Origin of the sequence: Marinobacter persicus, assembly GCF_002934325.1 — a bacterium.
GTDB lineage: Bacteria > Pseudomonadota > Gammaproteobacteria > Pseudomonadales > Oleiphilaceae > Marinobacter > Marinobacter persicus_A.
On the sequence record NZ_PTIV01000002.1, the window covers coordinates 127400 to 150485 of the forward strand.

24 protein-coding genes are annotated in these 23086 nt (G+C 58.5%); 9 read left to right on the forward strand and 15 right to left on the reverse strand.

What is annotated here, in order from left to right; genetic code table 11:
* Positions 1–37: 37 nt before the first annotated feature.
* The 4 genes from BY454_RS01760 to BY454_RS01775 form a co-directional block, all read right to left on the reverse strand.
* Entirely contained in the window at positions 38–1003 is a 966-nt protein-coding gene (locus BY454_RS01760) for a hypothetical protein (RefSeq protein WP_258075519.1), read from the reverse strand.
* Between the two features lie 2 nt (positions 1004–1005).
* Complete coding sequence (locus BY454_RS01765) at positions 1006–2409, reverse strand: sodium:solute symporter family transporter (protein ID WP_104414909.1); 1404 nt, start codon at positions 2407–2409, stop codon at positions 1006–1008.
* 143 nt (positions 2410–2552) lie between these two features.
* Positions 2553–3524 (reverse strand): radical SAM protein, encoded by a 972-nt coding sequence (locus BY454_RS01770; protein ID WP_104414910.1) that lies wholly within the window; start codon positions 3522–3524, stop codon positions 2553–2555.
* A 95-nt stretch (positions 3525–3619) separates the two neighbouring features.
* The gene (locus tag BY454_RS01775) at positions 3620–5797 is read right to left on the reverse strand and encodes an FAD-dependent oxidoreductase (protein ID WP_104414911.1); all 2178 of its coding nucleotides are present in this window, start codon (positions 5795–5797) and stop codon (positions 3620–3622) included.
* A 167-nt stretch (positions 5798–5964) separates the two neighbouring features.
* Between BY454_RS01775 and BY454_RS01780 the strand changes: the two genes are divergently transcribed.
* The 3 genes from BY454_RS01780 (at position 5965) to BY454_RS01790 (ending at position 7676) form a co-directional block, all read left to right on the forward strand.
* Positions 5965–6717: a YiiX/YebB-like N1pC/P60 family cysteine hydrolase gene (locus BY454_RS01780; protein WP_104414912.1), complete on the forward strand. Its 753-nt coding sequence runs from the start codon at positions 5965–5967 to the stop codon at positions 6715–6717.
* An 84-nt stretch (positions 6718–6801) separates the two neighbouring features.
* A complete protein-coding gene (locus BY454_RS01785; RefSeq protein ID WP_104414913.1) occupies positions 6802–7422 on the forward strand; it encodes an RNA polymerase sigma factor in 621 nt (206 codons plus the stop codon).
* Positions 7416–7676, forward strand: coding sequence for a zf-HC2 domain-containing protein (locus tag BY454_RS01790; RefSeq protein WP_104414914.1), 261 nt, complete (start codon positions 7416–7418; stop codon positions 7674–7676). Before BY454_RS01785 ends, BY454_RS01790 begins: the two co-directional genes overlap by 7 nt.
* A 47-nt stretch (positions 7677–7723) precedes the next feature.
* Here the strand turns inward: BY454_RS01790 and nrtS are convergent, their stop codons facing one another.
* The 5 genes from nrtS to BY454_RS01815 all read right to left on the reverse strand — a co-directional run bounded on the left by nrtS (position 7724) and on the right by BY454_RS01815 (position 13976).
* Entirely contained in the window at positions 7724–8002 is a 279-nt protein-coding gene (gene nrtS, locus BY454_RS01795) for a nitrate/nitrite transporter NrtS (protein ID WP_104414915.1), read from the reverse strand.
* 40 nt (positions 8003–8042) lie between these two features.
* Positions 8043–10184, reverse strand: a complete 2142-nt coding sequence (locus tag BY454_RS01800; RefSeq protein WP_104414916.1) for a putative bifunctional diguanylate cyclase/phosphodiesterase — start codon at positions 10182–10184, stop codon at positions 8043–8045.
* 141 nt (positions 10185–10325) lie between these two features.
* Positions 10326–11012 (reverse strand): cytochrome c peroxidase, encoded by a 687-nt coding sequence (locus tag BY454_RS01805; RefSeq protein ID WP_104414917.1) that lies wholly within the window; start codon positions 11010–11012, stop codon positions 10326–10328.
* Positions 11013–11065: 53 nt separating this feature from the next.
* Complete coding sequence (locus tag BY454_RS01810; protein WP_104414918.1) at positions 11066–11674, reverse strand: DinB family protein; 609 nt, start codon at positions 11672–11674, stop codon at positions 11066–11068.
* The gene (locus tag BY454_RS01815) at positions 11649–13976 is read right to left on the reverse strand and encodes a tubulin--tyrosine ligase family protein (protein ID WP_258075521.1); all 2328 of its coding nucleotides are present in this window, start codon (positions 13974–13976) and stop codon (positions 11649–11651) included. Before BY454_RS01815 ends, BY454_RS01810 begins: the two co-directional genes overlap by 26 nt.
* 232 nt (positions 13977–14208) lie before the next feature.
* Between BY454_RS01815 and BY454_RS01820 the strand changes: the two genes are divergently transcribed.
* Both BY454_RS01820 and BY454_RS01825 read left to right on the forward strand, forming a co-directional pair.
* Positions 14209–14880, forward strand: a complete 672-nt coding sequence (locus tag BY454_RS01820) for a TVP38/TMEM64 family protein (RefSeq protein ID WP_104414919.1) — start codon at positions 14209–14211, stop codon at positions 14878–14880.
* A gap of 97 nt (positions 14881–14977) precedes the next feature.
* Entirely contained in the window at positions 14978–15667 is a 690-nt protein-coding gene (locus BY454_RS01825) for a haloacid dehalogenase type II (RefSeq protein ID WP_258075522.1), read from the forward strand.
* A 12-nt stretch (positions 15668–15679) separates the two neighbouring features.
* On the opposite strand, the gene BY454_RS01830 is transcribed toward BY454_RS01825, so the two are convergent.
* The 4 genes from BY454_RS01830 to BY454_RS01845 are packed head-to-tail and all read right to left on the reverse strand — an operon-like array spanning position 15680 to position 18516.
* Positions 15680–15895: a TOBE domain-containing protein gene (locus BY454_RS01830; protein WP_104414920.1), complete on the reverse strand. Its 216-nt coding sequence runs from the start codon at positions 15893–15895 to the stop codon at positions 15680–15682.
* A 45-nt stretch (positions 15896–15940) separates the two neighbouring features.
* Positions 15941–16756 (reverse strand): ATP-binding cassette domain-containing protein, encoded by an 816-nt coding sequence (locus BY454_RS01835; protein ID WP_104414921.1) that lies wholly within the window; start codon positions 16754–16756, stop codon positions 15941–15943.
* Positions 16757–16761: 5 nt separating this feature from the next.
* The gene (gene ssuC / locus BY454_RS01840; RefSeq protein WP_104414922.1) at positions 16762–17553 is read right to left on the reverse strand and encodes an aliphatic sulfonate ABC transporter permease SsuC; all 792 of its coding nucleotides are present in this window, start codon (positions 17551–17553) and stop codon (positions 16762–16764) included.
* Positions 17554–17574: 21 nt separating this feature from the next.
* Complete coding sequence (locus tag BY454_RS01845) at positions 17575–18516, reverse strand: sulfonate ABC transporter substrate-binding protein (RefSeq protein WP_258075530.1); 942 nt, start codon at positions 18514–18516, stop codon at positions 17575–17577.
* 321 nt (positions 18517–18837) lie between these two features.
* Here BY454_RS01845 and BY454_RS01850 point away from each other — a divergent pair, with 321 nt between their 5' ends.
* Positions 18838–19452, forward strand: coding sequence for an RBBP9/YdeN family alpha/beta hydrolase (locus BY454_RS01850; protein ID WP_104414924.1), 615 nt, complete (start codon positions 18838–18840; stop codon positions 19450–19452).
* Positions 19453–19553: 101 nt separating this feature from the next.
* Here the strand turns inward: BY454_RS01850 and BY454_RS01855 are convergent, their stop codons facing one another.
* On the reverse strand, positions 19554–20486 hold the full coding sequence (locus BY454_RS01855; RefSeq protein ID WP_104414925.1) for a CysB family HTH-type transcriptional regulator: 933 nt from the start codon (positions 20484–20486) through the stop codon (positions 19554–19556).
* 252 nt (positions 20487–20738) lie between these two features.
* Positions 20739–21869, reverse strand: a complete 1131-nt coding sequence (ssuD, locus tag BY454_RS01860; RefSeq protein ID WP_104414926.1) for an FMNH2-dependent alkanesulfonate monooxygenase — start codon at positions 21867–21869, stop codon at positions 20739–20741.
* Between the two features lie 240 nt (positions 21870–22109).
* Between ssuD and BY454_RS01865 the strand changes: the two genes are divergently transcribed.
* From BY454_RS01865 to BY454_RS16745, 3 genes are read left to right on the forward strand one after another with little or no spacing between them, the layout of a single operon-like run.
* Positions 22110–22337, forward strand: a complete 228-nt coding sequence (locus BY454_RS01865; RefSeq protein WP_104414927.1) for a hypothetical protein — start codon at positions 22110–22112, stop codon at positions 22335–22337.
* Entirely contained in the window at positions 22334–22687 is a 354-nt protein-coding gene (locus BY454_RS01870; protein ID WP_104414928.1) for a DUF971 domain-containing protein, read from the forward strand. The genes BY454_RS01865 and BY454_RS01870 overlap by 4 nt, the downstream gene beginning before the upstream one ends.
* A complete protein-coding gene (locus tag BY454_RS16745; RefSeq protein WP_146082676.1) occupies positions 22684–22899 on the forward strand; it encodes a hypothetical protein in 216 nt (71 codons plus the stop codon). Before BY454_RS01870 ends, BY454_RS16745 begins: the two co-directional genes overlap by 4 nt.
* The last annotated feature ends 187 nt before the right edge of the window (positions 22900–23086 follow it).

Sequence of the window (23086 nt, forward strand, 5' to 3'; positions counted from 1 at the left end):
AAATTGGAGTGATCGCCAGCCAGGCCCTTGACCGGCGTCAAGCAGGGAAAATCAGTTGATTCGCTGGCACGCCGGTTCCGGCCGTAAGTCGATCCCGGTAAGACACGGCCGCCTCGGAACCCGGCGGCCAGATCCGATCAAAACAGCTCAACCAGGCTTCGACATCGAAGTGCACGGGCAACAGGGAAAGCTCCATACCCGCCATGCCGTGGCTCGCCAGAGGCGTCATATGCAACTTCTCACGGGCAATCCGGGTGATCAGGCCTCGCGGGTCACCGGCCAGGTTGCCCATCCCCGCAGCACCGTTATTCAACACCACCGTGGTTCGCCCGCCAGACCGCCCGTGCCAGATCGCCGGCAGACAGGTATGGGTACAGGCCATGACATCGGCACCGGTCCTGTCGAACCACTCCGAAACAGGGCCTTGTTTCCCGGACGACAGGTACTCACGGGACAACCCCCAACCGGCCAGCGATTCGGGGTCGCCATGGAGCACCAAAATCTTTAGGCCTCCAAATATCAGGCAACGATAACGAGGCAAAGTTGCCAGTCGGTTGAGAATATCTCCGTGATTCTCGGCGGTCGCCTGCAGCCGGACCATGATCCGGTTCGAGCGTTCAACCACGCCCTGATCGACAAAATCCGGGTAGGCGCAACCGCAACCGGCACCGTCACTGGGAATGGCCAGTTCGTACTCCACGTTGCCCAGACTGGCGGTGTGCGCAAGCACCCGCTGGTTGATCGCCCGGAACAGCGCGTCGTCGGCGTTGAACCAGTTAAAGTCGCCGTTGAATACCAGCCGCACCCGGCGTCCCAGCCGTTCCTCGGCCGCCGCCATGCGCTCAATTTCATCCAGCGCTTCCAGATTGCCATACAGCCCGCCGACCACGTACAGGACGTCCTCGTTCACCGGCTCCGGATCCTGACACAGCACTTCCGGCCGGTACCGGTACGCCAGCGGGCAACTGCGGCCTTCAGTCATGGCACTTTTGCTCTTGGGCACGACTACACCTCGCCCGCCGCCAGGGACCGCCCGGCCAGCCGGCGCAGGGCCAACGGCAGGAAGAAGCCCGCGCTACAGATCAAAAAGCCCCAGGCATTCACGCCCAACAGCATGGCGTATTTGCCGTCACCAATCGCCCAACTGGCGGGAATCAGCCCCACCGCCAGCAACACACCCAACGCCAGGCCGCTCCAGAAACTCAGGTGGAAGCTCCAGGGCGACCAGCGGGTCAAGCCGTAGAACAGGAACACCGGCGCCAGTCCCATCACCATGGTGCCGGAAATGGTGGTGGCCTTGAGAATATCGGTGCCGGCAAACATGGGCAGGTTGCCCAAAAGGGCAAACACAATCATCACCACCGAGCCCACGCGCATGCTCGGCAACCGCTCACCCAGCTTGCCCGCCAGCCGGGGCAGATCCACCGCCAGGGACTTGGCCAGGGAGGTAAAGGTGGAATCGAGTGTGGAGCCGGCAGAGGTCATCATCACCACGCTCATAAAGAACAATGCCGCCAAGCCCAGGGACTGCCCCACCGCTGCCGGCGCGTTACCCAGCACTTCAATGCCGTTCAAGCGCGCATGTACGCCCACCAGACTGAAAATGAACACCGCCACAAAGCCCAGCAACCCGGCCACCACGAAACTCTTGAGCATGGTTTTTTCTTTATTCACAAAGCCCCGGTCGGTCAGCACCGGATCGTGGAAGGGGTAACTGAACAGCTGCAGCAGCGCCACCAGCAACAGATCAAACCCGGCATCCAGCCGGAATTCGCCATTACTCAGCAACGCACTGGTGTCATTGGCCGGCACAACCAGGAAAAGCACCGCGCCAACAAAGAACACAAAGACAAAGGCCTGGATCACATCGGTGAAAATCGACGAGCGCAGCCCGCCTTTCAGGCTGTAGGCCAGAGTGAATGCGGTAAACAGCATGGCAGCGGTGTAGTATTGCCACTCCCCGGGCAGGCCGAAATACCCGCCCACCACGGCGGTGTTACTCCACACCTCGTTGTAAAGGCGAATCAAAATCGCTGCGGCGAAAGCCAAACTGGCCAGCCGCCCGAAGCGGGAGGTCAGAAATTCCTGCAGGCTCCGCGCGCCGGTCTGGGTACGAATCAGGTAAATGATGTAACCGGCCACCGGAATCGACAGCCAGTAACTAGCATAGGCCAGCCCACCGGTTACGCCATAGGCCGCCCCCAGGTTGGCTGCGTTGGTCACCGACTTGGCGAAAATCCAGCTGATAAAGATACTGGCCGTCAGCGACCACTGGCCCACCGGGTTGCCCTGGTCATCCGCGCCTTTGTAGAAGGAATTGGCATTCCGGCTCTTGGGCGACAAAACATACATCACCACGCCGTACACCAGCAGGAATCCCCAGAAAAGCGTTCCCTCAAAACCTGTCATTTATCCATTCCATCTTCTTTTTGATAGTTAGCACGAGGCCTTTCGGCCCTGGGGTGGGGGTTCCAAAACATTCAGGAAAACCACGTTTTCCGTTTTGGAACCCCCACCCCAGGGCCGGAAGCCGGAGTCAAACACGACCTCCATCAAGAAGGCGCGGAGCAACTGGCCCCGAACCGGTAACAGGCAAAACACCGGTGATGGCGCAGCATGATTCGCTCGTCCATGCTTTCCGCCAGGGTGCCGCCCAAGTCGTACTGGGGGTCATCGTCCACCAGGGTGCAGGCATACACCCGCACCTGATCGCCCTTCTTCACCAGCATTCGGGTGTAGGTGCACATGAAGTGCGATCGGGACTCCCTGGTCGGGTACTTCTCCATGCAGGTTTCGGTGATCTCCGGGCTGCCGTCTTCCGAGCCGGGCGTCCCCAAATCCGGGAAGGCGGTGAAGGACAGGTCCTCGGGAATGTTCCATTCCCGGAATATGGCCCGGAAGGCCGCTTCCACGTCCTGTGGGTTTTCATCCGGGTCGGTCTGCCGGGCAATGGACACCTCGAAACCCTGGTTGATCAGCCAGCGAATGCCATCCAGCGCCTGCTCAAAACTGCCTTCGCCCCGATCCTTGTCATGCCGGGCACGATCCGGGAAATCCAGGCTGACACGGAAGTGGATCGGGTAAGGATTGTCCAACAGTGGCAACACCTGGTGTTCGCGTTTGTGCAGCGGCTCGGTGGCGTTGGTGAGCACGAAGCAGGGCCGGTGCTGGCTGGCGTAATCCAGGATGTTGACGAAATCCCGGATCACGAACGGCTCGCCACCGGTGAAGGAGAACTGCTCCACGCCCATGTCCAGCGCTTCGTGGATGAAGGGCTTCACGTCACTGAGCTTCATGCCCGGAATGCGGCCATCGCCGGGATGGGAGCCTTCCAGGCAGAAGGGGCAGGCGAGGTTGCAGGCGGTGCCGGTATGAATCCACAGCTCCTGGAGCCTGTGCGCGTCAATGTAACCGCGCGGGTCGCCGTTGCGGGTGTGGGTCCAGCTGTCCCGGGCCCGGGGTTCGAGAACTTCAACAGCGGGGATGCGGTTTTTGCTTCCCGCTTTCGTCGCGGTCAGGGGCATGATCGCTCCTTGGTTATTACCATTGTCTGGAGAACTGACACGAAACTGGCCCGTTTGTTACCGGCAGTCGCCATACGTTCAGCAATTTCGATTTTTTACGCGCTTGGGGGTTGGTATCGATCTGTCCCCCGACGCCAGTTGTGGAACTTTTCAAGTATTCTCAAAGCCGCGCCCGGCGCGTGGGCTTTTTTCCACTCACCGGCGGCAAATTTGGCCGATTCATTCCAGGTCGGGTAGGGGTGGATGGTGCCCAGAATTTTATTCAGACCCAGACCGTGTTTCATGGCCAGCGTGAATTCCGCCAGAATTTCTCCGGCGTGGGCACCCACCACCACGGCACCCAGTATCCTGTCCTTGCCGGGTGGGGTCAGAACTTTGATGAATCCCGTTTCCTCGCTTTCAGCAATGGCACGGTCCAGGTCGTCCAGACCGTAACGGGTAACTTCGTAAGCGATGCCTTTTTCTTTCGCCTCGGCTTCACTAAGGCCCACTCGGGCCACTTCCGGCGAGGTGAAGGTAACCCAGGGCATTACCCGGTAATCCACCCGGAAGCGCTTGAACTGGCCGAACAAGCCGTTAACCGCCGCGTACCAAGCCTGGTGCGCGGCCGCGTGGGTGAACTGGTAGGGGCCAGCCACATCGCCGCAGGCAAACACGTTCGGATAACGCAGGCTCATGTCTTCTTCCACCGGCACAGTGCCGTTGGGCAGGGCTTCCAGACCGATCCGGTCCAACCCCAGATTGTCGGTGTTGGCCGCACGGCCCACGGCCACCAGGACTTCGTCGAAAGGGATACGTACCTGCTTGCCGTTATGATCACAGTAAGCCACCTTCTCTCCCTCTTCGACACAGAACCCCGTTGCCGCGTGATTCAGCCGGACATCGATACCATCGGTCTCAAACTGCTTGAGGATCAGTGCCGACACATCGGTATCTTCTTTTGCCAATAAGCGGTCTCCCCGCTCCACCTGAATCACCTGGCTATCCAGGCGGGCAAACGCATGGGCCAGCTCGGAGCCAATCGGACCACCACCCAACACCAGCAGACGCTTAGGCTGTTGTTCCAACTGCCACAGATTGTCGGAGGTGAGCGGCTGCATGTCTTCCAGCCCCGGAATCGGCGGCAACGCCGGTTTGCCGCCGGTGGCCACGACAATACTGCGAGCAGTCAGGTGCCTGGTTCCGCCGTCGTTCAGACGCACCTGCACTTCCCAGGGGGAGACAAAGCTCGCTTCACCACCGATACACTCCACGCCCAGTTGTTCATAGCGTTCCGGCGAATCGTGCGGTTCCACTTTTTTGATCACGCTCTGCACCCGCTCCATGACGGCTTTGAACGACCCTTTCACCGGCACCGACTCCAGGCCATAGCGGTTGGCGTGGCGCAGGGTGTCGGCGGCCTTGGCGCTTCGAATCAGGGCCTTGGAGGGAATACAGCCGGTATTCAGGCAATCACCGCCCATTTTGTCTTTTTCGATCAGCGCCACTTTCGCCTTCACCGCTGCGGCAATGTAGGCCGACACCAGCCCGGCAGAACCGCCACCAATCACCAGCAGGTTGTAGTCAAAGTGCTCCGGCTTCTGCCAGCCGGCATACACCTTGCGCCGGCGCAGGAAACCCACCACGAACTTGGCAATCAGTGGAAATAGCCCCAGCAGGGCGAACGACAGCAACAGATCCGCCGAGACAATGTCCGAAGTGGACTGGATCTGCCCCAGCTGGGTGCCGGCGTTCACATACACCAAGGTGCCCGGCAGCATGGCCGCCCAGCTGACCCAGGCATAGGTACGCAGCTTCATGCCGGTCAGGCCCATGGCCAGGTTGATCAGGAAGAAGGGGAACACCGGCACCAGGCGCAGGGTGGCCAGGTAAAAGGCGCCGTCTTTCTCGATACCCCGGTCTATTTTGGCGATAGTCTCCCGGTACTTGGCCCGAAGGGTGTCGCGCAAGAGGAAGCGGGCCACCAGGAACGCCAGCGAGGCGCCGATGGTCGAGGCAACCGAGACCGCCAGCAAGCCATACAAGTTGCCAAAAAAAGCACCGCCGGCCAGCGTCATGATGGTGGCACCGGGTAACGACAGCGCGGTGACCAACACATACAAAACGCCATAACCGGCCACTGCGAGTATCAGGTTCTGCTCAATCCACTGGGCCACCGACGCCTGATGTGCTTGCAGATTATCCAGGGTAAGCAGATTGTGGCCGCCCAACCCCAGGAAAAGTGCCACGATGACGGCAATCGCTCCCAGAAGTATCAACTTGTTTCGATTCATGTTTCTGCCTTCTAATAAAGGGGTGCGTCGTATCCTGGTATCACAGACACTCATAACCGGTGGATGTTACACAAGCCGCAACAATCCGGTCCGGGTATAACGAGCCACTGTCTCAAGGCTTTACGGTCTGTGATACTCATATAGCTCAACATCAACAGAGGATTGGCATGCTCCTGAACTGGCTCTCCCGTCACCTGGCCGCCTACCTTTCCAAACAGGTCACCCAGCGATCGATTCGCACGTCCACCTGGGAAGCCCTGCAAAACTCTCTCAAACCCGGTGACGTATTGCTGGTCGAGGGCAACACGCGCATCAGCACCGCCATCAAATACCTGACTCAGTCTACCTGGTCTCACGCGGCACTGTACCTTGGCCCGGACGCCGGTCTGGGAATAAGCTCCACCGGCGAGCCTCATGTTTTGATTGAGGCGGACCTGGAAGAAGGCATACGGTCCCTGCCGCTGTCGTTCTACCGGCACACCCATACCCGTATCTGCCGTCCGGTGGGGCTCAGCGACAGTGACATCGAGAAAATCACCGCCTATTCCATCAGCCGCCTGGGCCATCAATACGACCTGAAGAACGTGTGGGACCTGGCCCGTTACCTCTGGCCCACGCCACCCGTGCCGTCCCGCTACCGGCGCTCCCTGCTGGAAATGGGCAGTGGCGACCCCACCAGGGCCATCTGCTCCACCTTCATTGCCGAAGCCTTCCAGCTGCTGCGTTATCCTATCCTGCCGATCATGGTCGACGGCCCGGAATACGACCCGGACAGCGACTGGCGCCGACAGGAAGCTTTCCGCTCCCGCCACCACTCGCTGTTCGCACCTCGGGATTTCGATGCATCGCCCTATTTTGACGTAATCAAACCCACACTGGAGCAGGGATTTGATTACCGTCAATTTCAGTGGATTGATTAGCTTAACCCCCTCAATGCTCTGGATGTTGCTCACCCGATCAACTAGAATTTTTGAGCAATCGCTAAAGTATATAAGGGCCAGACCATGGATACATCCCAGGCAACCGGTTCGGAAGAGGAACTGATCGAAAAGCTCAAGGAGCAGGACCCGGCAAGCTATCACCTCGCCGTCAGAACCTACTCCCCGGGCATGCTGGCGGTGGCCCGCTTTTACCTTGACCCTTCCACGGCCGAGGAGGTGGTCCAGGACTGCTGGGTCACCGTGATTGATGCCATTAACAAATTCGAGGGTCGTTCTGGCCTGAAAACCTGGCTGCACCGCATTGTCTCCAATCGCTGCAAGAACAAACTGCGTTCCGCCAAACGGGAGGTCTCCACTGACTTTCAGGAACAACTGGACCCGGATCTGGCCGACCGTTTCAATGCCTCTGGTCGGTGGCAAACGCCGCCAAAGCTGCGCTTTGAAGAAACCGCAGAGTCACTTTTGGAGAACGGTGCGCTCAGCGACTGCCTGGACAAACACCTGAGCAAGCTTCCCGAAACCCAGCGCAGCGCCCTGATGCTTTACGAAGCGCACCAACATAAATCCGAAGATGTCTGTAACATTCTGGATGTGAAACCATCTAACCTGCGTGTACTCTTGCACCGTGCAAGGCAAAAAATCTTCCTGATGGTCGAACACTTCCAGGAGACCGGCGAATGCTGATGTGTAAGGATCTGGCGGGCATCGCCAGTGATTATATCGACGGGGAACTGAGCACCGGGCAGAACCTGTCGGTGAAGTTCCACCTGATGATGTGTGGCGATTGCCGCACGTTTATCGGCAACCTGCGCATGAGCACCAAACTCATGCAGGCCCACAGTGGCAGTGTGCCGAATGAAGAGTTTATCCGTGAAATCGACCGGCGGGTTCACGAGGCGCTGGAACAGAAAAAAAGCCGCACAACCGATTCCGATTGAACGACTCAGACGCAATGGCCGTGGCCGTTACTCTCAGTTACTCCTGACTATTCCTGCAGGGCCCACGCCTGCTTGCGATGGTGCAGATCCTTGCTGACGCTGGTGTAGGTAGACACCAGGTAAGGCACGCAGTAGGTCAGCACGACTTTGACCCAATCAAACTTCGCCGCCCCATTGAAAGCCTCCCACTGATTGATCACCACCAGAAGACTTCCCACCACCAAGGCCAGTTTGGCAGCCCGCCTGGGCGTACCATGACTCACGGCCAGTTCACAGGCATCCGCACAGGTGCGAACGGGCGTTTTCAACAGGGCGGGCAAAACCATTGCGATTCCTCCGTGGGTTATTTCAGCATTTGACGGGTGATTAAAATTTCCGGGCCAGGGCCGCATGGTCCCGTGCCGGAGCGGGCTTACCAAACAGAAACCCCTGCAGTTCGTCACAGTCCGCCCCTGTCAGCCAGGTGGCCTGGGCCTCGGTTTCCACCCCTTCGGCAATCACCTCGCATTCCATGTTGTGGGCCATGCTGATGATGCTGCGGCACAGGGCCGCATCCTGGTGATTGCCCGGCAGACCGGTCACAAAGGCCCGGTCAATCTTGATGCGCGAGACCGGCAGCATTTTCAGATACGCCAGGGAAGAATAGCCGGTGCCAAAGTCGTCCACGGCCACGAGCAACCCCTGCGCCCGGAACTGCCTCAGGGTGGAGAGCGCACAATCAATGTTTTCCATCAACGCGGTCTCGGTGATTTCCAGTTCCAACTGCCCGGCCTCCACTCGATAGCGCTGCAGCAGCTCGGCAATCCGCTGGCTCAGGGTCGGGTCATTAAGTTGCACGGCCGAAACATTGACCGCCACACGGCCCTTAAAGCCTTCGGCGACCCAACCCGACAATTGCGCCACGGCCTGCTCCAGGACCCAGTCACCCAATTGCCGTATCAGCCCGGTTTCCTCCGCCAGGGGGATGAATTCTCCAGGGGAGACAAAACCCTGGGCCGGGCGTTGCCAGCGAAGTAACGCTTCATAGCCGACAATTCGTCGGGCCTCATCCAGTTGGGGCTGGTAATGAAGCTGAAGCTGCTCGCGCTCCACGGCCACTTTCAGATCCCGCACCAGAGCCTTGCGGCGCTGTACCTGTTCCCCCAGTTCCGAGGCAAAGAACTGCACCTGTGTGCCGGAGGATTTCTTCGCCCGGTGCATGGCGATTTCCGCATGACTGAGCAGTGTTCTGGCATCCTGCCCGTCCAGGGGCGCCACCGCCACGCCGGCGCTGAATTCACACTCGTGGGTGTGCCCGTTAATGACAACGGGTGCCTCGCAGGCTTCGATGATTTTCGAGATTCGGGTTTCGACGGGCTCGTGGTCCGTACCCTGCACCAGCAACCCGAACACATCGCCGCCCAACCGGGCCACATGGCCATGATCCGAGCTGAAACCCGCCAGCCGCCGGGCGACTTCCTGCAATACCCGGTCACCGATGTCGTGGCCCGCCAGACCGTTTAGGGTCTGAAAATCGTTCAGCCCGACCACCATGAGCGCCTCCGTTGCCGGATGCTGGGCCGCCGGCAACCGGAAGAACCGCTCCAGTTGTTCCTCGAACAGATTTCGATTGGCCAGTCCCGTCAGTTGATCGTACAGGGTGCGGATTTCCAGCTCCTGCTCGGTCCGGCGCAGGGACCGGGTGCGCTCATCCAGCAACTGATCCAGCTCACTATTCAGTTCGTGCAAACGAGAGAGATAGGAAGCGTTACGGCGAAGCAGGTCGTTGAAGGCCGATTCCACCTCACCGAACTCGTCACACCGTTCCGGGGCTCGGACATATTCAAGCGGGTGTTCGGCATCGTCGCCGGCCAGACTGATCCTGCCGCGCAATCGCAACAGTGGCGACAGCATCATCCGGTCCACCACTGCCATGGCCACCAGGGTGACGAAGACGGCAATGAGCAAAGAGAGCCCCAGGATCCGGAACACAAAAGCCACCAGTTCGCCGGGGATCTGGTTCATATTGACAAGCCCCTGAACCCGATAGCCGGGTGCCAGTACACCCGAGGGCCAGTTCACGGCCAAATTGCCCGACGCCGTGCGGGCCTGATCTCTAAGCTCACCGCTGGCAGGGCCCGGGTTATCAACCGCAGCCCCGGTGGCCAGGTCCTGGGTTTCACCCTTGATAACAATGCCTTCCAGAGGGCTTTGCGCCATCAGACGTTGCAGAGCGTTTTCGGACAGCCCGCCCGGTTCCGTCTGGGTCAGCAGAGTGGTTAATGCCTGGGCAGCCACATCCACCCGTTGGCGTAAAAGATCTTGTTCATAATTCCGGTAGGAAGGAATCAGGATGACCATTTCAATCAGCAGGATGGCAAAGAAGGAAGCGGCGGTCAGGTTGCGACACAGCCGACAGCCGACAAAGCGCTTCCACCATCCGATCAACCCACGGGCCTTCCCTGTTGCCTGTTGTGACCCCTGGATCTGAGCAGCGGGTGCGTCCTGCGTTTCAACAACCGTTTTCATACCTGAGCCCCATCCTCCGGGAAGTGATATCCAACAGACACAGGACGTTGCTATTTGTTACAAGGTGGTCACCACACCTAAAAAAAGGCCCGCTCGGGGTCAGAAGCGGGCCAAAGAGCACAACAACGCAACAATACCCCTCTATCGGCCTTTGAATGCCTCCTGTTCCTGGCGCATGAACTCGGTCAGCGCCGCCAGTTGCTGACCATCCCAGTCAAGTGGCTCGGCGGCCATGGGGGCGACCATACAGATCTGCACCATTTCATCGAGGTACACTTCATCCATATCGAAATCCCTCTGGGCCATGGCCACAGGGTGGGGGTAGTCGTTTTTGAAGGAGGCAGAATAACCGGCCCCGTTCGCATGGCAGGTGGCGCAGGACAACCCGTTCGAGGACAGGGTCTTGTCGTTGAACAGTTTTTCACCCTGTGCCACAAGCTTGGCCACATTACCCTGATAAGGGGTGTAGCCCTCGGGGCGGCTCACTGCATCTTTCAGGCTGGCGGAGGAGCCTTCGGCTTCCGCCTCACCTTCGCCCTCGGCGGCGCCTTCTGCCTCTCCTTCTCCTTCACCTTGCCCTTCTGCTTCCCCTTCGGCCTGGCCCTCAGCTTCCGCCTGACCTGCTTCGGCTTCACCCTGGGCCTCGCCCTCGGCTTCACCGTAGCCTTCAGCCTCTCCCTGGGCCGCCTCGGCGGAAGGAATCAAGCTGAATGAAGAAGCATTGCTGTCACTGAAACCGGCCACCGCAACCACCGTCATCATGGGCACGGTGACCACCAGATTTCGGGACAGTTTTCGCAATAGGTCCTTTCGTTTGTCATCGGCCATATCGTCCTCCGATCATCCTGTTGTTGTCGAAACGAGAGCAAAGTTGCCCGCTCTCAAGACACCGACACCCCACTACCGGCATTGTTACAGGCGCTCTTTTTACTCCCACCGTTTTTTTCTTCCTGTTGAGCCCAATACCGCAGGGTTGAAGGGTTAACACCAAAACTCTCATCCACCTGCTGGCCAGCCTGCTCTGCAAGCAAACCGATGATGGCCATATGGTGCACAGTGTGATTGGCCAGAAAGACCAGTTCCCGTCCGACACTGCTCGAAAATAACTGGTGATGTCCCTCACTGTTATGATTCAGCACAAACGGCTTCACTGGTTTATCCCGCAGAATTCCTGACAGCTCCCGGGCCAGGCCCACCAGGCAATGGATTGCGGACTCCCGATCCTCTTCCAGCGCTACATCCCGCTGGCGCTGTTCATAGTCAAGCGCCTCGTCGGCACCTTTGCCCGCCAGTCCCAGAAACGTGAGGTAATGGTCGATAACATGCCGAACGTGCTTGCCAATGCTGTGTTGACCGCGATTTCCGGAGACGCCCCGGTACAAAGCATCATCCAGGCTTTCAAGAAAGGCGGTTAGCTGAGCAAGGGTATGCATGTTTTCATCGATAATGGGGCTGACAAACTCCTCAGCCTTCCAGTCTGGCAAAGTCATGGTGCCCACCTCCTGTTTTCACGATGTTTTCCAGAACCTCTGCAGCGGCACCGGGCTCCCGGCAATCGACCAGCCAGCACTCCCGGGCTTCAACCCAGCTTGATAGGGCCGTAAACTCACCGGCGCTCAGGGGTCGGCCACCAACCCCACAACAGATCGGAAGCATGTGTTGGAGTACCTCGCCAACGGTCAGGCGGCGGGCGACGATCCTGGTCGTCGGGTTCTGCGGCAAGGGCGCGGGAATCAGGATGGCAGAGACAAAGCACGACCCACCGGTAGCCGGCGTGGCCAGTGGTTCCACGCGATCATAGGCACCCAGCAACAGCCCACGGCCAATGGTGGCTTGCAATGCACTGGACAGGCTTTCCTGCAGGCCCTGTCCTCCGGCAGCAACCATCACCGTCTGGCCTGCCACCCCCGGCATCAACAGCACACTGGCATCCATGGCGATATCGCCTGGCCCAGGCGCCTCGCGCATCAGGCAGGTGAACAGCGCTTCGGACATAGCGCTCAGCGGCCGCCGGGAGACCACCACCTCGCCATCCAGAATCATTGTGTAGCCCGGGGCATCCCGAACGATGCAAAGCTCGGGCAGGCTGTCCGGGGCAGGATGCTCCGTTACGTGGAACCGCTCGATCATTGGGTGGATGTACTCACGCAATGGCATGCTGTCGACCTGCAAGCGCACCATGGCACGACCGGATTGCAGGACCGTCGATAGCCAGGTAACCGGCAGTTGAGGACGTTCTTCACGGGCCGCCTGTTCGCCTTGCCCGTCACCGAATTGACTGTCACTGGCTTGCACGAGGAAACGATTGCCAGCCCAATCCGCCAGCGTATCCCAGACCTGTTGGCGAATAGGCCAGGCGTCCGGCGGGCCGGCCTGGGTGTGGAGCGCGGATTCGAGCAATGTCGAGGCAATTGCGTCCGGGCCGGCACCCTCCGTCGCCATCAACCAGATTACCGAGGCGGTTTCATTCAGGGCGCTGAAATGACCAAGGCGGGTGTCGTAGAGCAGGACCTGTTCATCGGTGACCATTTCTTCGGCCACCCATCGCTCCATAGCGGGTTGGGGAAGTGGTTTCCCCGACAGGGACTGAGCCAACACCCAATCCTCAAGGCGGGGCAGGGCCATGTACGGCAGGTAGCGTGAGGGGGCCACACCCGGAATCAGATTTCTGAAGCCACCACTGCGGCTTAATTCTTCGCGGGTCTGCTGAATAACTTGTTGCTCCGGGGACTGGTCCGGTTCGCCTTTGATGGGCCGATTCAATCCCACCAGTTCCACGAGATCGGCCACCAGGCCGCCCTTGATGGTTTCCTCAATCCGACCGCCACTTTCGGGGCCGGCACACACTTCCAGGGACGGGCTGAGGTTGCACTCCAGCACCCAGGGCTTTAGGTCCTCATCAATCAGGCAATCGATACCCATCAGCTCATAGCAGCCCCGGGGATCGGCGCCAATGGCGCGGCACCGTTCACGCATGGGCTCCTGCGCGGCCAGACAAGTCAACGCCACTGCATCGTCAATGCGGGCAAACAGGGCCTGGTCGTCATGCCCCTGCTCACGCAGCCAGGCCCGGTAGCGGTCGAAATCGACGAACTCCACCGGCACTTCGGCCTCAAGATTGAGCGCGTTGATATCCGGGTTAGTCAGGTAACTGTAGGGGTTGCTGGCGTTTTCATCGTTGTAGGGCAAGGAGGCCAGCTTGGCAAAACCCTGGTGATAGACGTAAACCCGGAAGGGGGTCACGGAAGAAACCAGTACGTACAGGCGCAGCACATATTTGCGGCCGTGCATGGTGTGCGGATGTTCCAGATATTCCTGTATCAGCCAGGAGGCGTCCATGGGCACATTGGCGGGGTCATCGACCAACCGGATCCCCTTGCCCTTGGATGCATTCTTGGGCTTTAAAAGCCAGCGCTTTTCCGGGTTTTCCCACGCAGCCTGCTGGAAGTAGTGGTAATCCTCGGGCATGGAGTAGACATGGGGCATAAAATCCAGCCGCCGGGTCCGGGGGCCGACGCCTTTTTCCTGGCGTTGGACCCGGTCTTTCAGGTCCATCACACTTCGGTAAAGCCGACTTTTGACCGTCAGGACGTTATTGCCGGGGATGTGGTTGATCTTGCGCTCTGGCCCCACTTTCTCGAAATATTCAGGGCCCGGCATTCCGGTGTACCAGCAAGCCTGCCAGTCTTCCGCGCTTTTTGCCCTTTGCCATTGCGCCTTGTCCAGGGACGCTTCGAAAAAGCGATCCTGCTCATAGGAGCGGTTGCCACCCATCCAGTAGTGCCGTGTCATGGTTCCGACTCTCCGTTCCGGTTGTCCATTGCCTGCTGTTGCCGGGCTATTGCTGGCGTTCATCCCGACAGACACCTGACAATGGCAACTGTTACAACCAACGGTGACATTTCCGCCACAAACGCCCCGGTTCCGTTTATCAGGTCTGTAACAACTTGATCCCGAAAGTGTCCAAGGGGCGGGTACAATGCTCGTCATGGGCTGCGGAGAATCCCAAACCAGGAATTCCTTAATGATCTTTCGAGCATCCATAATGGCCATCGTGATTCTGGCTCTCGCAGCCGCATGGTGGCTGTTACAAGCTTTGGGCATGCCGGCGAGCCTGACTTCCCAAACACTGACTGACTGGCTGAACCAGGAGGGCGCGGCAGGGCCAGCGCTGCTGATGCTGCTCATGGTCATTGCCGTGATTGTCGGCCCTATTCCAACCTTGCCAATCAGTGCGACCGCAGGGCTGGCGTTTGGCCTGATAAAAGGAACACTCATCGCGGCCACCGGGGCCCTGCTGGGGGCACTTTTGGCCTTCTGGATCGCTCGCTTGCTGGGCCGAGACGCCATCCTTCGCCACTTCCCAGATAATCCGATTCTCGCGGAAGGCGGCTCTCAACGTTTTTTGACCATCGCCATTCTCCTGACCCGTGCGATTCCCATCTTTTCATTCGCCCTGATCAGCTATGCCGCGGGCGTTACGGCCATTCATACCTGGCGTTTTGCGCTTGCAACCTTCTTTGGCATGCTGCCCATGACGATGGTTTTTGCCGGTCTTGGTACCACCTTTGAACTAAACCCGGTACTGACGGTGGTGGCGGGGTTGGCTATTCTGGCCGTGATGGCGTGGCTGCCCTGGTCCATCAGCCGACACCCGGAGTCAAGGCTTGCCCGCTGGCTCCACCTTCGACAGTAACGGTCATTTATCGGGATAAGGAAACAATGGAGCCCGTTTTTTGAGCAATCGCTCATAACCGAGTAAGGTAGCAGGTAATCGTTTTCCTGGAGGCCTGATGATGAATCCTGAAAAGCCCGTACTTGTCTTCGACGTTATCGAAACCATCTTTTCCCTGGAGGGCCTGTCCAATGCCTTCCAGTCGCTCGGCCTGCCCGAACACACCAAAGACCTGTTCTTCGCTCAACTGCTACGGGATGCATTTGCCGTATCCGCCACCGGTACCTATGTGCCCTTCATCGACGTGGCCCGGGGGACGCTGGAGGTTGTGCTGACCAACTTTGGCGTTTCCTCGACTGCGTCAGCGATAGAGCGGATTTTGCCGGTGTTTGGGCAGCTCGACGCCCACCCGGATGTCCGGGAAGCGTTGGCGCTGGCCAAGGCCAGAAAAATGGACGTGGTGTTCTTTACCAACGGCTCAAAAGGCAACACCGAGGCATTGATCACTAGAAACGCGCTGGACGAGCTGGTCGATCACGTTGTTTCAATCGACGCCTTTGGCCAATGGAAACCGAAACAAACCGTTTATCAGGAAGCCGTCCGGAGCGTGGGGGGCGAAACCGCACGTTCGGCGATGATTGCCGCCCATGCGTGGGATACAAACGGAGCCATGAACGCGGGCATGCTCGCGGGTTGGGTGCGCCGGCAGGACAGCGTTTACCACCCCGCCATGCGCAGACCCGGGTTCAACTCCGACAGCCTTATAGAACTGGTCGACAAGATGTCGGAAGCCTTGCCTGAAACGTAAAGAACAGAATCGTCACAGTCTCGCTAATGCCACTTCTGTTGCCTTGACGAAAGCCAGCACATCCGAGCCTGTTTTCAGACCGAGTTCTTTTACAGAGCGAGTGGTAATCACCGAGGTGACAATACCACCCGGTGTTTCCACATCGACCTCGGACAGCACCGGGCCCTCATTAATGGCCACTACCTGGCCACGGAACTGGTTACGGGGGTTCAGTTGTTGAATACTCATGTTGGTTTCCTCTCACTCTTGTAAATCAGTTTCAGATTGATCAATTCAATTGGAAATGGCCAGATAGCCGGAATCTGGCCTTGCGGCCTCCCACTTATGCCTGGGCAGGCTCTTGTCTGCCGGTTCCACCGGCACCCCGGTAAGGTATTCAAGCAAGCGGGCCTCATAGCCCACGAATATCGGGTCGGTCGCCACCCGGGGTCTTGGCAACCGGATGTTGATGTCCAGGCCAATAGCACCGTCATCAAGAACGATTACCCGATCCGCCAACATAACTGCTTCGCTGACATCATGAGTCACCATTACCAGGGTGAAGCCATGCTCCTGCCAGAGGCTTTCGATCAGCCGATGCATGGTGGACCGGGTAAGCGCATCCAGCGCCCCCAAAGGCTCGTCAAGCAGTAGCAATTCCGGACGGTGAGCCAGTGCCCGAGCCAGTGCCACGCGCTGCTTCTGGCCACCAGACAGGCTTGCCGGCCAGTTCTGCGCCTTGCTGTCCAGCTCGACTTCATGCAAGGCAAATTTTGCTTCGACGGGCTCCACACTGCCGATTCCCACATTCTCGACCACGGTTTTCCACGGCAGCAGGCGAGGCTCCTGATACATCATCCGGACACTGTGATCTCTCGATCCTTCCGATTCGCCAACAAAGTCGAGTTTTCCACCGTCGGGCTCATCAAGCGCCGCCAGCAGCCGTAGCAACGTACTCTTGCCACAACCACTTCGCCCAATAATGACCAGGCTCTCGCCCGCCTGAATATCCAGATCAAGGCCTTTCAGAACCTTGAGATCGCCAAACTGCCTCTGAAGGTTGCGGGTGGTAATACCCACTCCCCACTTGGCCGGTGCCTGTTTCGCCATAATGTTCAAGCCCCCTGTCCACGTTGATAAGCCGGGTGCCAGCGCAGCCACCAGAGTTCCAGCCCCTTGGCACTTATATCCGCCAGTTTGCCGAGTACGGCGTAAAGCAGGATGGCGACCAGCACCACATCCGTCTGCATGAATTCCCGGGCATCCATCGCCAGGTACCCGATGCCGTCGGTCGCGGAAATGGTTTCCGAGACAATCAGCGTCAGCCACATGAAGCCGAGGGCGAACCGCACACCCACCAGAATCGATGGCAAGGCGCCCGGCAACACCACATGCCAGAACAGCGCAAAGCCCCTGACGCCGTATGACCGGGCCATCTCCAGCAATTGCGTGTCCACGTTGCGGATACCGTGATAGGTGTTCAGGTAGATCGGGAACACACTGCCCAGGGCCACCAGGAAAATTTTCGCGGTTTCATCAATTCCGAACCACAGGATCACCAGCGGAATCAACGCCAGGTGCGGAATGTTCCGCACCATCTGCAGCGTGCTGTCCAGCAGCAGGGAAAGCCAGCGGGACAACCCGGTGGCAAACCCCAGGGCCAGGCCAAGGCCACCACCGATCACAAAGCCAATGGCGGCACGTTCAAAACTGCTTTTCAGGTGGAACCAGAGCTCCCCCGATGCCGTCAGGCGCCAGCCGGCGGCCACGACATCCGTCGGTGCCGGCAGTACCCTGGCGGTAATCCAGCCCAGCTGCGCCCCGGTTTGCCAGGTCAGTAGCAGCGCCACTGGCACGATCCAGGGCAGAAAGCCTGCCAGTGCCCGGTTACGTATGGATAGCGACATCGCTTCTGCCTCCTGATCGGCTTACTGTGCGTTACGGGCAACCGACGCAGGACTTTGCCAGAGCACCGAGTCGATGTTGATTTCACGGGGAATCAGGTTCAGCTCGTAAAACACATCGGCAATGGTCTGCTGGGCTGCACCAATCCGTGGAGTGATCCGGGTCGCGCCGTAGGCATAACGATCAACCGCCAAGCGGAGTGATTCTTTCGATATACCCGTCTCCTTGTGCAGAATGTCGACAACTTCCCGCGGATGGTCCTTGGCCCAGGCGTCCAGCTCGGCCAATGAGTCGATCACCTCATTAACGATGCCGGGATACCGCTCGGCAAAAGGCCGGGACGCAAGATAAATCTGGTGGTTATCCACCAGCCCCTCGCCATCACGCAGCGAGCGCGCGCCGGCAATTTCCGCGTCCGCCTGGTACGGATCCCAGATGACCCAGGCATCCACATCACCACGATCAAACGCCGTGCGGGCATCGCCCGGTTTGATATAGACCGGCTTGATGTCTCGAATTGACAAATTGGCCTCTTCCAGCGCCCGCACCAACAGGTAGTGCACGTTAGATCCCTTGTTCAGCGCCACTCGCTTGCCTTTCAGATCCGCTACGGACTGAATCGGTGAGTCGGCTTTCACCAAAATTGCTTCACCCTTGGGTGCGGGTGACTCGTTTGCCACATAAACCAGATCCGCTCCGGCGGCCTGGGCAAAAATGGGCGGGGTTTCACCCGTGGTGCCGAAATCCACGCTGCCCACATTAAGGCCTTCCAGCAGTTGCGGGCCGGCGGGGAACTCGATCCACTTTACGTCAAAACCCTGTTCGGCAAGCTGCGGCTCCAGAGTGCCCCGGGCCTTGAGCAGGATCAGGGTGCCGTATTTCTGGTAACCGATGCGCAGGGTGTCTTCCTCTACTTCTGCGCTGGCGCCCAGCGGTGTCAGCAGCAGAGCGCTTGATGCCAGCAGGCCGATAAATGCCCGGCGACTGGTCCGTAGTCTGTTTCTCAGTGAAGTTTGTTTAGCCACAACAGTGATCTCCATCCGTTCGATGATTTCTGGGCCGGTATCAGCCCCGTTTCGTGGAGACCAAGCTACCAGCGCTTCCGGTCGGCCCAAACCAACTTATCGTGCAGAGCTTCTGAATAAATCATCTATTACCGAAATCGCGACTTTCCCTGGGTTTTATGCGTTTCCAGAATAATGAATTCAGAAATGGTTGGTTCGTACACGCCAGCAACACCGGTAAGGTGAGCTCATTGACAATCAGGCAGAATTGGAGGAAACCCCATGTCCGAGGAAATCGGTTATCTGATCATTCCCGGCTGGAACGGGTCTGGCGCCCACCACTGGCAAAGCCACTGGCAACTTCTGTTGCCCAACAGCAAGCGGATTCATGTGGCGAGCTGGTCACAGCCGGACCCGGAAGACTGGATTGAGGCCATCGACCGGGATGTTCGCAATGCCCCCACAGACAAGGTCGTGCTGGTTGCACACAGCCTGGGCTGCGTCGCGGTGGCGCATTGGTCACGTCGGTATGGTGCTGAACGCGCCAATCGAATTAAAAGTGCACTGCTGGTTGCACCCGCGGATACCGAAAGGGATTCCGCCCCCGATGCGCTGCGCCCCTTCGCGCCCATTCCCGACGACTACTTTCCATTTCCGTCCCTGGTGGTGGGTTCCACCAACGACCGGGCCGCATCGGCGAACCGGGCACGGGACCTGGCCCTGCACTGGGGTAGCGAATTCGAGCTTTTACCGGGTGTTGGCCATGTCAATACCGAATCCGGCCACCAGCGGTGGATTGAGGGGTTGCGATACCTCGCCAGAGCCTCCCGCGAGCCGGCGCCGAGGGTACTGGTGGCCCAGAGTCAAAGCCTGTCGCCGCAGCTGATCAGTTACTGAAAAAAGAGCAGTGTGTGAGGGGGGGGGAGGAGGAACCAATCAAGAAAAACTCATATCATTGTTAGAAAACCGACGGAGCGGGCAACGGTGCCGACGCCCGCTCAGCGACCGGAAGGAAGTGCCAACCGCCCGGCCACAACCTCCTCGGTCAGCTCCGGAGCGCACAGCTGAATAAACTGGAAGGCATAGTTACGCAACAGATTGCCGCGACGGATACCGATTCGTGTCTGCTTTTCTTCGAACAGGTGATCGGTATTGAGCAGCTGTAACCCCGAATCCCGGGCAGGGTTAAACGCTACTGATGCGATGATGCCTATGCCCAGGCGCAATTCCACGTAGGACTTGATCACATCCGCGTCCAGGGCGGTCATGATAATTTCAGGCCGCAGGTTCTCGGTGGCAAACGCCTTCTCGATAGAAGCCCGGCCCGTGAAACCCTCGTGGTACGTGATGATGGGGTAATGCTGGATGTCTTCCAGTGTCAGCCGTTCTATTTCCGTCAGCGGATGCAGTTTAGGCACCACCACACCGTGGTGCCAGCGGTGGTACGGGAAAGACACCAGCTGCGGAATATCGCCCAGGGCCTCGGTGGCAACGCCAATGTCCGCCTCGCCACTGAGCAGCATGCTGACAATTTCATCCGGGCTACCCTGATGCAGGCGCAACCGCACCTTTGGAAATTGCTGCTTGAACCGACTGACCACCTCGGGCAATGCATATCGCGCCTGGGTATGGGTAGTGGCGATGGTAAGCTCGCCGGAGTCCTGTTCCTGATAGTGCTCGGCCAGGTTTTTGATGTTACGGGCATCCATCAGCATACGCTCCACATAAACCAGCATCTGCTGACCGGGCTCGGTCAGCCCCAGCAAGCGCTTACCTTTTCGGACATAAAGCTCAACACCCAGTTCCTCCTCCAGATCCTTGATGTGCTTTGACACACCAGACTGTGAGGTAAACAGGGCATTGGCCACTTCCGTCAGATTAAAATTCTGCCGGGCGGTCTCCCGCACGATGCGTAGTTGCTGAAAATTCACGGACTGCTTTCCCTACTCAACGATAAAACACCTGACGATACACCGCCAGAAAGTAATAAAAACAAATTCGATGATATCTTTGAAGTCTAAGGCAGGCAGCAAGACAAACCGAATAATATTTACTGAATTACTAAGCGCTTTTTTTCATAAGGCGCTTTCTGGTCCGGTCAGGCACAAAAAAAGGGCCGGACAACGAGTGTCCGGCCAAACGGAGAGTGCCACGATGAGCACACCACTGAGAGATTCAAAGTTTCAGGATGCGGAGGCCTTTGCGGCCCGGATATCAAACGCGCCGCCGGTATGGAAATCCGTATCGGTAACTGGCTGTTTGCCCGGCAATAACGGGAACACCAGTTCAGCAAACCGGATGGATTCCTCAAGGTGGGGATAGCCAGACAACACGAACGTATCCACGCCGGCATCCCGGTATTCCAGCAGGCGTTTTGCCACAGTTTCGGGGTCGCCCACCAGGGCCGTGCCAGCACCGCCGCGAACCAACCCGACACCAGCCCAGAGATCCGGACTGACCTCCAGTTTGTCCCGGCGCCCACCATGCAGTGCCAGCATGCGCTTCTGGCCAACTGAATCCATATTGGCCAGGTTCTCCTGGGATTTGGCGATGGTATCGTCGTCCAGGTTCTCGATCAGCTTGTCCGCTTCCGCCCATGCCTCTTCACGGGTTTCCCGGACAATCACATGAAGACGCAGGCCAAAGCGCACCGTGCGCCCATGTTTGGCGGCCTCGGCACGGACACGTTCGATCTTTTCAGCCACGGATTCCGGCGGTTCGCCCCAGGTTAAATAGGCATCCACCTGTTCACCAGCCAATCGGATGGCTGCATCGGATGAACCGCCAAAATAAAGCGGCGGGTAGGGTTTCTGAACCGGGTCAAAATAGTTTTTCGCGCCCTGAATTCGATGGAATTTGCCATCAAAGTCGACAGTTTCCCCCTGCAGCAGGCTGCGCCAGACCTTCAGGAATTCGCCGGCAGCCTCGTAACGCTCATCATGGCTGTAATACACCCCTTCAGCGGCCAACTCCGCGGCATCCCCTCCGGGTACCACATTCAGCAATAATCGCCCGCCAAGAGCTTCATCCAGGGTTGCAGCCTGACGAGCAGACGCCGTTGGTCCGGAAATGGACGTGCGAAGCGCCACCAGCAGTTTTATACGACTGGTCACCGGGGCGAGGCTGGACGCCACTACCCACGGATCTTTGCAACTGGCCCCCGTGGGAATCAAAAGGCCATCATAACCCAGGTCTTCAGCGGTGGTTGCGACGCGGCGCAGGTAACGGTTGGTCGCCGGCCGGCCGCTGCCAGGTTTACCAAAATAGCGGGTGTCGCCCGAGGTTGGCAGAAACCAGAATATATCGAGAGCCATAGTCATTTTCCTTGCAGGTCGTTGTGATTGACTGACCCGAGGTTAACGCGCTCCACCACGCTCACAAATCCGATTATCTTCGATCGACATTCCTTTTTATGGATACATGCGTCCGGGGCCTGCGGAAACTACTTTTCCGCGTTTTGCGCAAAGCTTTACAGGTTTTCTTGGTTTGGCGCTCACAGGCTGGTTGATAGGGTTCTACCAATTACGAAAGCCAACCTGTCGAGGAATTGAATCATGGCCCGCAAAACAACCTTAAGCTGCGGCCTGCCTATTGATCTTATGGCCAGCAGAATCATCGTTGTGTCGCCCGGGCTGGGCTTTATGGTGCTTAACGCCTCGGAGTTTCTCAATGCCGACATCGTCATTATGGGCATTGTCGTGATCGGACTGATTGCCCTGGCGTTCGATGTCCTGATGCGGTTCATCGAACGCCGACTGGTACCGTGGAAGGGGGCCGAATGAGTGTTTTGCATTTTGAGCGCCTGCTCACAGGAAAACCCGTACATACCGGAAATCCTTACCTGGAGGCTTCGGTCATCAATTTGGGAGCGGCGCTGGTGCTCCGGTGGCTGGGAGAATCCGCGGTGCAGGTTCCGGCACAGAGGTTGCGCGACCACTGCCAGTGCGATAGCTGCCGGGGCAGGAAGGGTGATCTCGCCCGCCATGCCAACCCCACGACCATTACCCATATCCGCCCTTTGGGCCTGACCGGACTAAGGATAAGGTTTTCAGACGGGCACGATGCGGCCACTTACGGCTGGACCGCATTGAGAGCATTGTCCGAGCAAATTATTTCTACCGAAGGCACATGACCGGGAAGGGGGGAAAGGATAGTGGTTGGGGCGACGTCAAACAGGCGCGAACTGATGTCCAGCGCGGCATGATGAGCCGCGACCTTGGCATCGGCGATGGCAATGGCGGTCTCGCCGCGATCACTGGCGGTGATGGCCGCCCCCTTCGGGAAATGCCTGTCCACCAGTTCCCCGGCAATATCTGCAAGTGCCTGGCCTGCTCCAGTGTATAGCTGCGCGCTTCGCTGAAAGCGCCTTCCGCGATGCCGGCGTACAGATTCACTAGAACCAGCTGAGCCAGGCAACTGCGGTAATTTTTTCGATCAAGAGTTTTGCCTTATGAAAGTCATCGACATGCGCTGCCGCCCGGCCTACCTGCACGACTTTTTCGGTGCCACGCCGGGCACCGAGGCCTTTGAA